Origin of the sequence: Rhodococcus sp. NPDC060086 (assembly GCF_042730275.1) — a bacterium.
In the GTDB taxonomy this organism is placed as follows: Bacteria; Actinomycetota; Actinomycetes; order Mycobacteriales; family Mycobacteriaceae; genus Rhodococcus.
Window position 1 is genome coordinate 14,866 of record NZ_JBHWWZ010000017.1, and the last position, 11,457, is coordinate 26,322.

General features: G+C 64.7%; 12 protein-coding genes. 7 read left to right on the top strand and 5 right to left on the bottom strand.

Annotated elements, in window-relative coordinates:
* Positions 1 to 2 precede the first annotated feature (2 nt).
* Both ACFWB0_RS12190 and ACFWB0_RS12195 read right to left on the bottom strand, forming a co-directional pair.
* On the bottom strand, positions 3 to 341 hold the full coding sequence (locus ACFWB0_RS12190) for a CD225/dispanin family protein (protein WP_378490698.1): 339 nt from the start codon (positions 339 to 341) through the stop codon (positions 3 to 5).
* Positions 338 to 1,726 (bottom strand): glycosyltransferase 87 family protein, encoded by a 1,389-nt coding sequence (locus ACFWB0_RS12195; RefSeq protein ID WP_378490699.1) that lies wholly within the window; start codon positions 1,724 to 1,726, stop codon positions 338 to 340. Before ACFWB0_RS12195 ends, ACFWB0_RS12190 begins: the two co-directional genes overlap by 4 nt.
* Positions 1,727 to 1,855: 129 nt before the next feature.
* Here ACFWB0_RS12195 and rpsF point away from each other — a divergent pair, with 129 nt between their 5' ends.
* The 6 genes from rpsF to ACFWB0_RS12225 all read left to right on the top strand — a co-directional run bounded on the left by rpsF (position 1,856) and on the right by ACFWB0_RS12225 (position 7,907).
* Positions 1,856 to 2,143 (top strand): 30S ribosomal protein S6, encoded by a 288-nt coding sequence (rpsF, locus tag ACFWB0_RS12200; RefSeq protein WP_378490700.1) that lies wholly within the window; start codon positions 1,856 to 1,858, stop codon positions 2,141 to 2,143.
* Between the two features lie 64 nt (positions 2,144 to 2,207).
* The gene (locus ACFWB0_RS12205) at positions 2,208 to 2,735 is read left to right on the top strand and encodes a single-stranded DNA-binding protein (protein ID WP_378490701.1); all 528 of its coding nucleotides are present in this window, start codon (positions 2,208 to 2,210) and stop codon (positions 2,733 to 2,735) included.
* 40 nt (positions 2,736 to 2,775) lie between these two features.
* The gene (gene rpsR, locus ACFWB0_RS12210; protein WP_378490702.1) at positions 2,776 to 3,018 is read left to right on the top strand and encodes a 30S ribosomal protein S18; all 243 of its coding nucleotides are present in this window, start codon (positions 2,776 to 2,778) and stop codon (positions 3,016 to 3,018) included.
* Positions 3,019 to 3,033: 15 nt separating this feature from the next.
* Positions 3,034 to 3,489: a 50S ribosomal protein L9 gene (gene rplI / locus ACFWB0_RS12215; RefSeq protein ID WP_378490703.1), complete on the top strand. Its 456-nt coding sequence runs from the start codon at positions 3,034 to 3,036 to the stop codon at positions 3,487 to 3,489.
* Positions 3,490 to 3,988: 499 nt separating this feature from the next.
* Positions 3,989 to 7,171 (top strand): replicative DNA helicase, encoded by a 3,183-nt coding sequence (gene dnaB / locus ACFWB0_RS12220; RefSeq protein ID WP_378490704.1) that lies wholly within the window; start codon positions 3,989 to 3,991, stop codon positions 7,169 to 7,171.
* Between the two features lie 124 nt (positions 7,172 to 7,295).
* On the top strand, positions 7,296 to 7,907 hold the full coding sequence (locus ACFWB0_RS12225; protein ID WP_378490705.1) for an AAA family ATPase: 612 nt from the start codon (positions 7,296 to 7,298) through the stop codon (positions 7,905 to 7,907).
* 39 nt (positions 7,908 to 7,946) lie between these two features.
* On the opposite strand, the gene ACFWB0_RS12230 is transcribed toward ACFWB0_RS12225, so the two are convergent.
* Together ACFWB0_RS12230 and ACFWB0_RS12235 are read right to left on the bottom strand one after the other, a co-directional pair.
* The gene (locus ACFWB0_RS12230) at positions 7,947 to 8,141 is read right to left on the bottom strand and encodes a ferredoxin (protein ID WP_378490706.1); all 195 of its coding nucleotides are present in this window, start codon (positions 8,139 to 8,141) and stop codon (positions 7,947 to 7,949) included.
* Positions 8,142 to 8,217: 76 nt separating this feature from the next.
* The gene (locus ACFWB0_RS12235) at positions 8,218 to 9,486 is read right to left on the bottom strand and encodes a cytochrome P450 (protein ID WP_378490772.1); all 1,269 of its coding nucleotides are present in this window, start codon (positions 9,484 to 9,486) and stop codon (positions 8,218 to 8,220) included.
* 250 nt (positions 9,487 to 9,736) lie between these two features.
* Here ACFWB0_RS12235 and ACFWB0_RS12240 point away from each other — a divergent pair, with 250 nt between their 5' ends.
* Positions 9,737 to 10,423 carry a TetR/AcrR family transcriptional regulator gene (locus ACFWB0_RS12240; RefSeq protein ID WP_378490707.1) on the top strand — a complete coding sequence of 229 codons (687 nt, stop codon included), beginning with the start codon at positions 9,737 to 9,739 and terminating at the stop codon, positions 10,421 to 10,423.
* 103 nt (positions 10,424 to 10,526) lie between these two features.
* Here the strand turns inward: ACFWB0_RS12240 and ACFWB0_RS12245 are convergent, their stop codons facing one another.
* Positions 10,527 to 11,444 carry an alpha/beta hydrolase gene (locus ACFWB0_RS12245; RefSeq protein ID WP_378490708.1) on the bottom strand — a complete coding sequence of 306 codons (918 nt, stop codon included), beginning with the start codon at positions 11,442 to 11,444 and terminating at the stop codon, positions 10,527 to 10,529.
* Positions 11,445 to 11,457: the final 13 nt, after the last annotated feature.

The following is an 11,457-nucleotide window of genomic DNA, read 5'->3' on the forward strand; positions in this document are numbered from 1 at the left end:
CCTCAGTGCGTTGTCGCCACGACTGCGGCCCAGAACGCGAAATAGCCGACGACGAGGGCGATCAACCCGAGAACCCACACCACCGCCGACCAGATCGCCCACCTTTTCGCCGAGCGCGCTGCCCTGTGCGCGTCGTCGAAACGTCCCTGCGCCCAGAGGTTGTTGACCCGCGACGACATCACCAACGACACGATGCCCATCGGCATGCAGAACACCACGGTCGCGACGATGCCCCAGACGAGGTTGTTCTCCGGTGGTCGACCGTAGGGGTGGAAAGGTGGGGCGTAGCCGGGCGGATGTCCACCCGGCCCGGACTGCGGGAACTGTTGGTACGCATTCATGTGCCGGTGCGCTCCTCGGTTCGCATGTGTGGGGTGTGTTCGTCGACTGTCACTGTGCGTGCACCGTGGTGTGTGTGCCTCTCGGAGGCGCGGCGCTCGGACGAGTTGAGGAAGACGAAGAACAACACGATCAACAGTAGTGCGCGTCCCCACACTCCGATGTGGACGAGGGTGAGTGGCAGCGCCGGGTCGCTGTTGCCTGCGGTCGAATCGAACCAGAGGAAGATCCCGATCCCGATCGACAGGTCGGCGAGAAGGTACGTCGCGATGAGTTGCCACGGGATTTTCAGCAGCACGAGCAGGGGTAGCAGCCACAGCGTGTACTGCGGGGAATGCACCTTGTGGAGCAACAGGAATCCGCACAGAATCGCGGCGGCCACCGGAACCCACGGGTAGGTGCCGTCGCGGAGGTAGCGGCGCCATCCGAGCCACATCGCGACCGCGAATGCCGTGAGCATCAACGCCGGCGACGCGAGAGCGACCACGTCGTTGTATTCGGAGGTGACGTCGTGCCCCTGGTAGCCGCCCATCAGCGGGCGCAGTCCCCAGTACCAGATCGAGTTGCTGGTCGCGTCCGCCTCGCGGTTCTGCTGGAACGTGAACGACGCGCGCCACCCTTCGAAACCGAGGATCGCGAAAGGAAGATTCATAGCGACGACGGTCGCGACAGCGGTGCCTGCGACCGCGAGCGCGCCACGGGTGTCGCGGCCGCGGTTCTGCTCGGTCGGGTCGCCGGAGGTAGCGCCGCGCGTGAAGACATACGCGATGAGCGGCAGCACGAAGAGTCCGGGATAGAGCTTGAGGCCGAACCCGATGGCGAGAAGAGCCGCGGCGATCACCCCGCGGGTGCGGAGCGGCCAGCGCTCGATGCCCACGATCGCGATGGCCGCGACGGTCACCGCGACCACCGGAAGATCCCAGTTCAAGAACGCGTACAGCACCAGCGGTGGGGTGGCCGACCACCACAGTGCGTGCCACCCCGCTACCCGTCCGAGAATCCATGCGGTGAGCAACCCGAACGGCGCGAGCAGCAGCGCGGTGTGCAACAGGAAATCGGCGTCGGTCTCCGCGAACAGTGCTCCCACCCACATGAGGACGCCGCCGAGCACCGGGTACTCGACGGTGCCGCCTGTGAGGTTTCCCGCAGTGGTGATGCCGCCGTCGACGAACGGGAACTGGTGGAGATTGATTCCGCGTCCGAGCCACAGTTGCTGGATGTCGGAATAGCAGACGGTTGCGTCCTTGACCTCGTCGAATCGCATCGATCGACCGAAGAGATCGAAGGGAGGGCCTGCGCAGCGGGCCTTGTTCAGGTATCCGAGGAACAGCATCAGCGCACACATTGCGACCGCGACGAGCGTGGCAAGGGATCGGCTCGTGCGCATGTCCTCACCCTAAGTCAATTTCCCTGGTCAAGCTGGGGTCATGTACCCTTCTTGGGTTGCTGACGCAACGACCCTCCTGTCACGGATCGTCCGTGACCGTTCACAGTCCATGGGAGGTGATGAGGTCTTATGCGTCATTACGAATTGATGATCATCCTGGACCCCAGCCTGGATGAGCGCACTGTCGCTCCCTCGCTGGAGACGTTCCTCAACGTGATCCGTCAAGAAGGCGGCACTGTCGACAAGGTCGAGGTGTGGGGTAAGCGTCGTCTCGCGTACGAGATCGCCAAGAATGCCGAAGGCATCTACGCGGTGGTCGACATCAGCGCGACGCCCGCTGCGGTTGCAGAGCTGGATCGTCAGCTCGGCCTGAACGAATCGGTGCTTCGCACCAAGGTTCTGCGCCTCGGAAAGTGAGCCTGTCGGCGCTTGGCCGTAGGCTCTGGCGCATCAGGACTCCACACACTGCAGGAGGAACCACATGGCAGGCGATACCGTCATCACCGTGGTCGGCAATCTGACCGCCGACCCAGAACTGCGTTTCACCCCGTCGGGTGCCGCGGTCGCGAACTTCACTGTCGCGTCCACGCCCCGGATGTTCGACCGTCAGTCCAATGAATGGAAGGACGGCGAGGCTCTCTTCCTGCGCTGCAACATCTGGCGTGAGGCAGCCGAGAACGTGGCCGAGAGCTTGACTCGAGGCTCCCGCGTGATCGTGCAGGGCCGGCTCAAGCAGCGCAGCTACGAAACGCGTGAAGGCGAGAAGCGCACTGTCGTGGAGCTCGAGGTCGATGAGATCGGCCCTTCGCTCCGTTACGCCACGGCCAAGGTCACCAAGGCCGCTCGCGGCGGTGGCGGTGGCGGAGGCGGCTTCGGTGGTTCCTCCGGTGGATCGGGCGGTGGGCGCCCCAGTTCCAATGCCAACGTCGGTGGAGACGACCCGTGGAGCAACGCTCCGCAGGGCGGTTCCTTCGGTGGCGGCGGCGGGGACGACGAGCCCCCGTTCTGATCCGACCTTCGATCGGAACATCTAAGTACGGAGAAAGACCATGCCTAAGTCGCCCGCGCGCGAGAAGGTTTTGAAGAAGAAGGTCTGCACTTTCTGCAAGGAAAAGAACATGCAGATCAACTACAAGGACACGACGCTGCTGCGTAAGTACGTCAGCGATCGCGGCAAGATCCGCGCTCGCCGTGTCACCGGCAACTGCGTGCAGCACCAGCGCGACGTCGCTGTTGCTGTGAAGAACTCCCGTGAGGTGGCACTGCTTCCTTACGTCTCGACGACTCGCTAAGGAAGGGGAAACACGATGAAGCTCATCCTCACCGCCGACGTGGACAACCTCGGTGCGCCTGGCGACACCGTTGAGGTCAAGGACGGTTACGGCCGCAACTACCTGCTGCCTCGCGGACTGGCGATTGTCGCCACCCGTGGTGCAGAGAAGCAGGTCGCGGGCATCCGTCGTGCACAGGAGGCTCGTGCAGTCCGCGGCCTCGAGCACGCACAGGAGCTCAAGGCCGCCATCGAGGGCCTCGACGGCGTCTCGCTGACAGTCAAGACCGCTGCAGACTCGGGCAAGCTGTTCGGCTCGGTCACTGCTGCCGATGTTGCCGGCGCGCTCAAGGCTGCCGGTGGCCCGGTTGTCGACAAGCGCATTGTCGCGCTGCCCAAGGCGCACATCAAGGCGACGGGCAAGCACGAGGTCGCTGTGAAGCTGCACCCGGACGTCACCGCGAAGTTCACGCTGAACGTCGTCGCTGCCTGATCCGGTTTTCGAAGAGCCCCGCGCACCCCGCGCGGGGCTCTTCGCCGTCTGTGTACAACCTGTGGATCAACCCTGTGGGATTCGTTCGGTGTGTGATGCGCAACATATCGTTTCTGGAACGAAACGACGGACACGCCCGACCGCCGATGTGACCACGACACGCCGAAATACTTTTACTCCACAGCTGTGAAGAGCAATTTTTGCGCTCTGAACTGGATGGATGCGCGATGTGACATGTGTTCTCCCCAGGTTGTCCACAGAGGGTGCACAACATTGTCCACGTGTTTCCACAGTTCATCCACAGATGTGTGCACAACCCGATTTGGTGAGTGGCTTTTTCGTCCCTAACGTCGTGCACACGACTCCCACGGATATGTCGGTGGGGACGGGTAGAACGTGAATCATGGATCTGGGCCGCAGGGCTTCGGACCTACTTACGGAAAGTCCGTCGGCCGGGCATGACCGTGCTTGGTTCGGGATTCGGAAGGGCGGTATCGCGTTGGCAGTTGTGGACGATCGAGGCCATTCCGAGTACGCCGGACCGCCCGACGAACCGGAAACCGATTTCGGGCGCCAGCCTCCTCACGACTATGTGGCAGAGCAATCCGTGCTCGGCGGCATGCTGCTGAGCAAGGACGCCATCGCCGACGTCCTCGAGGTGCTCCACCCGGGCGACTTCTACAAGCCCGCGCATCAGTTCGTCTACGACTCGATCCTCGACCTCTACAGCCGCGGCGAGCCCGCCGACCCCGTCACGGTGTCCGCCGAACTCGATCGCAAGGGCGAACTCAAACGCATCGGCGGTCCCGCCTACCTCGTCACGCTCACCCAGACGGTTCCCACCGCCGCGAATGCCGGCTACTACGCCGAGATCGTCTCCGAGAAGGCGATCCTGCGTCGCCTCGTCGAGGCAGGTACGCGGATCGTCCAGTACGGGTACGCAGGCTCGGAAGGGCAGGATGTCGCCGAGGTCGTCGACCGGGCACAGGCCGAGATCTTCGACGTCTCCGAACGCCGCACCAGCGAGGATTTCGTTGCCCTCGAAGAACTGTTGCAGCCCACGATGGACGAGATCGACTCCATCGCCAGCCGTGGCGGCATCTCCGTCGGCGTCCCCACCGGGTTCGCGGAACTCGACGAACTCACCAATGGCCTGCACGCCGGGCAGATGATCATCATCGCCGCACGCCCCGGTGTCGGTAAGGCACTCGCACTCGACACCCCCCTGCCCACCCCCGGCGGGTGGACCACCATGGGCGAGGTCGCGGTCGGCGGCGAGCTGCTCGACGCCGACGGCAAGCCCACCCGCGTCGTCGCGGCCACCGAAGTGATGTACGGCCGTCCGTGCTTCGACGTCGTGTTCTCCGACGGCACCGTGCTCGTCGCCGACGCACAGCACCAGTGGCGCACTTCGGACGGTGCTGTCCGCACCACAGTGGAGCTCGCCGCCACTCTCGACGACGAACACGTCGTCTCCAACACCGCTCCCCTCCGGACGCCCGCAGCGGACTTACCCGTTCCGCCGTTCACGCTCGGTGCATGGTTGGGCGGCCCGTCGTCCGATCCGCACATCCACATGCGCGTCGAAGGCGAAGGCGGGTGCACCGAGGCGCTGATGACGCTCGGGGCGCACATCCCCACCGCATATCTGCGGGCATCGCCGGAACAGCGCCGCGATCTGCTGGCCGGGCTCCTCGACGCCGGCGGCACCATCGACGGCGACGGCACCATCCGATTTGCTTCGGACTGTGCCCGTCTCGTCGAGGACGTCGCCGAACTGATCGCCGGACTGGGCCACACCTGCGTCGTCGACAGCGGTGAAGTGGCGTTCGAGACCGGCGACGACATCTTCGTTCTCCCCAGCAAGGCCCTCCTGCACAAGGAATGTCGCGTCCCGGTGCCGTGCGAGCGTCGTATCGTCGCGGTGCGGCCGGTGGAGTCGGTGCCGGTTCGATGCGTCGAGGTCGACGGCGAACACATGTATCTTGCGGGTCGGGCGATGGTGCCCACCCACAACTCGACGCTCAGCATGGACTTCATGCGGTCGTGCTCGATCAAGCACGGTATGGCTTCCGTCATCTTCTCCCTGGAAATGGGACGAACCGAGATCGTCATGCGACTGCTCTCCGCGGAAGCGAAGATCAAGCTCGGCGACATGCGGTCCGGTCGCATGACCGACGACGACTGGACCCGGCTCGCGCGGCGTATGAGCGAGATCAGCGAAGCGCCGCTGTACATCGACGATTCACCGAACCTGACCATGATGGAGATCCGTGCAAAAGCGCGGCGGCTCAAGCAGAAACACGACATCAAACTGATCGTCATCGACTACCTGCAGCTCATGACATCCGGGAAGAAGGTCGAGTCGCGGCAGCAGGAAGTCTCCGAATTCTCGCGTAGCCTCAAGCTGCTCGCGAAGGAACTCGAAGTTCCCGTCATCGCGGTCTGTCAGCTCAACCGTGGTCCCGAGCAGCGAACCGACAAGAAGCCGCAGGTGTCCGACCTTCGTGAGTCGGGTTGCCTGCCTGCGTCCACCCGGATCATGCGTGCGGACACTGGCGTCGAGGTCACCCTCGGGGAGCTTCTCGAGTCGGGTGAGCAGCCGCTCGTGTGGTCGTTGGACGAGCGGATGCGCATGGTTGCCCGGCCGATGGTGAAGGTCTTCCCCAGCGGTCGTAAGGAAGTGTTCCGGCTTCGGCTCGCGTCCGGACGTCAGGTGGACGCAACGGCGAACCATCCGTTCCTCACCGTCGACGGCTGGATGCCCCTCGGCGAGTTGATGGTCGGCGGTCGTGTCGCGGTGCCGCGGGCTCTGCCCGCGCCGATCGAGATGGTCACCTCCTCCGACGACGAGATCGTCACCCTCGCCCTCCGTGCCGTCGCCGAGGCCGCAGTGCCGCCGCGTGCGTTCGCGTTGCCGAAGGATCAGGTCGCGGCGCTGCTCTGCCACGTGTGGGAAGACAGCGGTTTCCTCGCCTGGGACATGGACGCAGAGCAGGCGATGATCCGGTACTCGACCACCGACCGGCGCCTCGTCGACGACCTGGCCGTCCTGTTGCTGCGGATCGGTGTGTTCGCGCAGATCACCGACACCGAATCGGGCTACGAGCTGCGCGTGACCGACCCGGACGGGCAGGCGGTGTTCCTCCACGACGTGGGCGCCCACGGTACTGCTGCGCAATGGGTGCTGACGCAGCTCGGCCCGAAGTTGATGCGTCGCAACACCGATACAGTGTCATCCGAACTGGAGGCGTCGCTGGGCCGGCTCCTTGCCGTCGAGCGGTTCACGCCGACCGAACTCGTCGGTGCAGCGGCGTCGCGCTCCAACCTGGCCATGGTGGCCGGTGCGCTCGACGAAGCCGACATCGACATGGTTGCCACGAACAACGTGTACTGGGACGAGATCGTCTCCATCACCAGCCTCGGTGAACAGGATGTCTTCGACGGAACCGTCCCGGGCACACACAATTTCGTGGCCGACGGCATCGCGGTCCACAACAGCCTCGAGCAGGACGCCGACATGGTCATCCTGCTCCACCGCCCCGACGCCTTCGAACGCGACGACCCGCGCGGCGGCGAAGCGGACCTGATCGTCGGTAAGCACCGTAACGGACCTACCGCGACCATCACGGTGGCGCACCAGCTGCACCTGTCGCGGTTCGTGGACATGGCGCGCGGCTGAACTTTCCTCCGTTTGTGCGGGTTTCCGTGGGTCGTGAGGCAACGGGAACCCGTACAAGCGGAGGAAAGTTCACACCTGACTCCAGAAGCAACGGCGCGGCCAGCGCACCACTATGCTCGGCGAAATGCTCATCTGGATCAACGGGGCGTTCGGTGCAGGAAAGACGCAGACCGCTTTCGAGCTGAATCGACGCGCCCCGAGTTCGCACGTCGCTGATCCCGAACTCATCGGATTCGCGGTCCACAAAATGCTTCCCGCGTCTGCGCGAGGCGATTTTCAGGACCGCCCCCAGTGGCGATCGGCTGTCATCGCAACGCTTGCCGACGCGATCGCTGCTCACGACGGTCCGGTCATCGTGCCCATGACGTTGGTCGAACCGGACTATTTCGACGAGATCATGGCAGGCCTGGCTGCTAAGAGGGTCGATGTCCGGCATTTCTCCCTCGTCGCATCACCGGAGACCCTCCGCCGCCGACTACAGGCCCGCACCGGTTACTGGCTTGGTCGTGCAGCCGGACGGGAAGAGACCTGGGCCATGCAGCAGATCCCGCGCTGTGTCACTGCGCTTGCCACGGAACGATTCGCTGAACACGTCGACACCGATGGCCGCGCGATCGACGCGGTCGTCGAAGACATCGCGACGCGGGCGGGTCTGGGTCTCACCCACGGCCGACTGCCGTTCGTCCGCTATCAGTTGCGGCGAGCGGCAGTCGGCGTCCGTCACATCAGGATGTGAGCACCGCGCGCGGGCGCCGAGGTCGATAGGGATTCGGCGTCAGTCCTCCGCGATCTGGACGGCGATCCGCGGGCAACTCCCCGCTGCCCTGCGCGCTGCGTCCTGAAGTTCCGGTGCCGGATTGTCGTCGAGGACGGTCACGACGTCCTCGTCGCCGAGCTGAAACAATTCCGGGGCACTCAGTTCGCACAGGCCGTGTGCTTCACAGAGATCCGGATCCACTGTGACCTTCATCTGTTCTCCAAGGGCTGGTGTCGAGCCCGGCGCGAACCCGCGAGGGCTGCGCCGGGCATTACTACGTTCTCGGTGCTCAGCCGATCGGGTCGTACTGCAGGTGCAGGTTGTTCAGCCCGCGCAGGAGATAGGTGGGCTCCCAGGTGAACTTCCGGTCCGACTCGGGGCCGTGCTCCGCGTCGTCGAGCTTGATGTCGCCCATGCGATCGAGGAACCGCTCGATGCTGACCTTTGCCTCGACACGTGCCAGTGGACCGCCCGGGCAGGAGTGCACGCCGCGTCCGAAAGCAATATGCTCACGCAGGTTTTCGCGGTCGACGCGGAACTCCGCAGGACATTCGAAGCGGTCCGGATCGCGGTTGATCGCGCCGGGCAGAATGGCCACCGGAGTGCCCGCGGGGAGGTCGATGCCACGCAGTGTGGTGTTCTTCAGCACCAAGCGGAAGTCGGTCTTCACCGGGCTCTCCACGCGGAGGGTTTCTTCGATGAACGCCGGGATGAGATCGCGATCGTCGCGCAGTTGCTTCTGGATGTCGGGCCGCTCGGCGAGGACCTGGATGGACGAACTGAGCAGGCGGGCTGTGGTTTCCTGGCCCGCGGCGAACAGGAAGGTCGCCAGACGCACCACGTCGATGACCTCGGGCAGGGTGCCGTCGGGGAAGGTGGCGGTGGCGAGATCGGTCAGGACGTCGGCGCGGGGGTTCTTGCGGCGGTCCTCGATGTAGCCGCTGAACTGGGCGTCGAGCCACTCGAGCGGATTGACCTGGAGTTCCTCGTTCTCGTCGAGAGTGCGGGCGGTCGCGGTGAGCAGCTTGTCGCGGAACTGGTCGTGGTCCTCCTCCGGAACACCGAGCAGATCGGCGACCACGATCAACGCGAACGGTTTCGCGTAGTCGTTGAGCAGTTCCATTCGGCCGCTGCCGAAGAAGGTGTCGATCTGCTTGTCCGCCAGTCGCCACATGAACTCTTCGTTCTCCTTGAGCCGCTTCGGCGTCAGGAGTCGTTTGAGGAGAGCGCGCTGGGCAGTGTGCTGCGGCGGATCCATCGTGACCATGTGCTCGTTCAACGGCAGTTGGTCGCGGTGCGCGGCGAGTTGAGCGGTGATGTCATCGCCCTCGGGGGTGAACGGCAGCGGTGGGAACGGTCCGAGGAAGGCATTGGCCGAGGAGTACACCTCATGGTCGCGATACACCTCGAGGGCCTCGTCGTAGCCGGTCACGGCGACCACGCCGTGATGCGGCATGTGGGTCACGGGGCACTTCGAACGAAGGTGCTCGAAATACGGGTAGGGGTCTTCCACCAGGGATGCGTCGGTGAAGAAATCGATCTCGTCGAAGCCGGTCAAGTGTGCCTCCTCTTCGGGGTGCGCAACGGCGTCGTCGCACACGGGATCTTCAAGCACGGCCTGGGCGAACGGCTGGGCTGTGCCGTGCGGAAACCGGATATCCGATTGCGAGAATACGGGATTAATTCCCGAAGGGGAAGAATCATTTGAGTATTGAGGGTTCGACGGCAGACGACCAGGTCAGAGGGTCCGACCGGATTGGGGCAGGAGGGAAGCTCTCCGTCGGAGTTGGAGATCGTAGGCTTGGCGGGTGAGCAGCGAGGAGATTGTCGGCAGCGCGGCAACGCGACGACGCCGCGGCCGGCCCAGCAAGATCAGCCGCGAGCGGATCGTCGCCGCGGCACGATCCCTGGCCCCCGATACGCTCACGATGCAGGCCGTGGCAGACGAACTGGGTGTCGACCGCAAGGCCCTCAACTACTACGTCAGCGACCGGCAGGGTCTGCTCGAACTGGTGGCGTTGGATGTCTTCGAATCTGCGATCCGCGGCGTCGACACACCGGAAAGTCAGGATTGGCGCCAGGTGCTGCGGTCCTGCGCTCGAGCGATGAAGGAGGCGCTGACGGCGGCGGGCGTCCTCATCGTCTACATCCGATTCGACGGAATGACCGACCTCGGCGCTCTCGCGACGGTGGAGCGAATCATGGAACGCCTGGTGCGCGCAGGATTCGACGCAGAGGAGGCGGGGCGGGTGATCACGCTCCTCGCCGTGATCGCGCACGCGGCGGCGCGGGAGGACATCGCCGCGGCGTCGGGAGCCGCCGATCCGCAGGTCGACGATGTCGTGAGAACGGTGGAGGCCGGTGATCTGCCGCTGCTCCACGGGTTTGCGTTGAGTCGTGAAGCGCAGTCCCGAGCGGTCGAGCAGTTCGAGTTCGAGCTGGACCTGATCGTCGACGGGCTGGACAGGCGCCTCGAGCACCGTCCCGCGGGTTGAAGGATCGTCGCTGGTCGGCGGGTGTCGTGAGCGACGCCGAATGGTGGTGGGTGCACGGGTATTCGCATACACCTACCGCCATTTCGGGTACTTACTCGTGAGATCACTCCGCGTCGGCGATTCCGATCCGTTCGAGCATCCACGAATCGATATCGTTGCGCGCTGTCCGGGCCAGTGCAGTCGGGTGGCCCGTGAACCCGTGCGGCGCCTCGGGATAGATTCGGAGCGTGACATCGTTGCCGGCCGCAGACAGGCGAGCGGCCATCGCGAGGTTGTCTTCCAACAGCACGTCGTCGCTCCCGACGGTCATCAGTACCGGAGGAAGGCCGTGCAGGTCGGCGTAGATCGGGGAGATGTCCGGGACGGTGCGGTCCACGACGTGTCCGGCATAGGCACGGATGAAGTATTCGTCCGCGATCCGCCGTCCGGCAGGCGTCTGTGCGCTCATGTCATAGGTGCCGAACTGGAGTGTGGAAGCGGCGAACCTGCCGGCAGCACCCCGGCTCTTCAGACGGAGCAGTGTGGTCAGAGCGAGTGACGCTCCAGCAGATCTGCCCCCGATGAGCAGTCGGGACGAGCCGAAGCGTGCAGCGGCATGCACGACGAGCCACAGCGCCGCCGCTTCGCAGTCGTCGGCTGCCGCCGGCCATGGGTTCTCGGGTGCCAGCAGGTAGTCGATGCCGACCACAGCAACGTTGAGACCATCCGCAAGGTCACGATTCGACACGTCGTCTCGGGCCGCAGAGCCCATGTAGAAGCCGCCGCCGTGGATGTTCAGATACACACCGCGAATCCGGCCGTCGGCGGGGAGTGTGATCCGGATGGGGACGCGGCCGTCGACCATGTCCTCGATCGCTGGCGGCTCGGCTACGGGTGGAATGGGCATCGCCGCTCGGACGGCCGTCAGCTCCTCGATGTCGGCGGGACCGCGCCCGGCGGGCCTCGAGGCATAGAAACTTCGGGCCTCGTCCACCTGCTTGGCCGGAACGTCGACCATCAGCGCATTCAGCGCGAACAGCACAGGCACTCCTCAC

Coding starts and splice junctions, on each gene's coding strand:
- ACFWB0_RS12190 (WP_378490698.1), bottom strand. CDS start 341: ATGAATGCGTACCAACAGTTCCCGCAGTCCGGGCCGGGTGGACATCCG.
- ACFWB0_RS12195 (WP_378490699.1), bottom strand. CDS start 1,726: ATGCGCACGAGCCGATCCCTTGCCACGCTCGTCGCGGTCGCAATGTGT.
- rpsF (WP_378490700.1), top strand. CDS start 1,856: ATGCGTCATTACGAATTGATGATCATCCTGGACCCCAGCCTGGATGAG.
- ACFWB0_RS12205 (WP_378490701.1), top strand. CDS start 2,208: ATGGCAGGCGATACCGTCATCACCGTGGTCGGCAATCTGACCGCCGAC.
- rpsR (WP_378490702.1), top strand. CDS start 2,776: ATGCCTAAGTCGCCCGCGCGCGAGAAGGTTTTGAAGAAGAAGGTCTGC.
- rplI (WP_378490703.1), top strand. CDS start 3,034: ATGAAGCTCATCCTCACCGCCGACGTGGACAACCTCGGTGCGCCTGGC.
- ACFWB0_RS12225 (WP_378490705.1), top strand. CDS start 7,296: ATGCTCATCTGGATCAACGGGGCGTTCGGTGCAGGAAAGACGCAGACC.
- ACFWB0_RS12230 (WP_378490706.1), bottom strand. CDS start 8,141: ATGAAGGTCACAGTGGATCCGGATCTCTGTGAAGCACACGGCCTGTGC.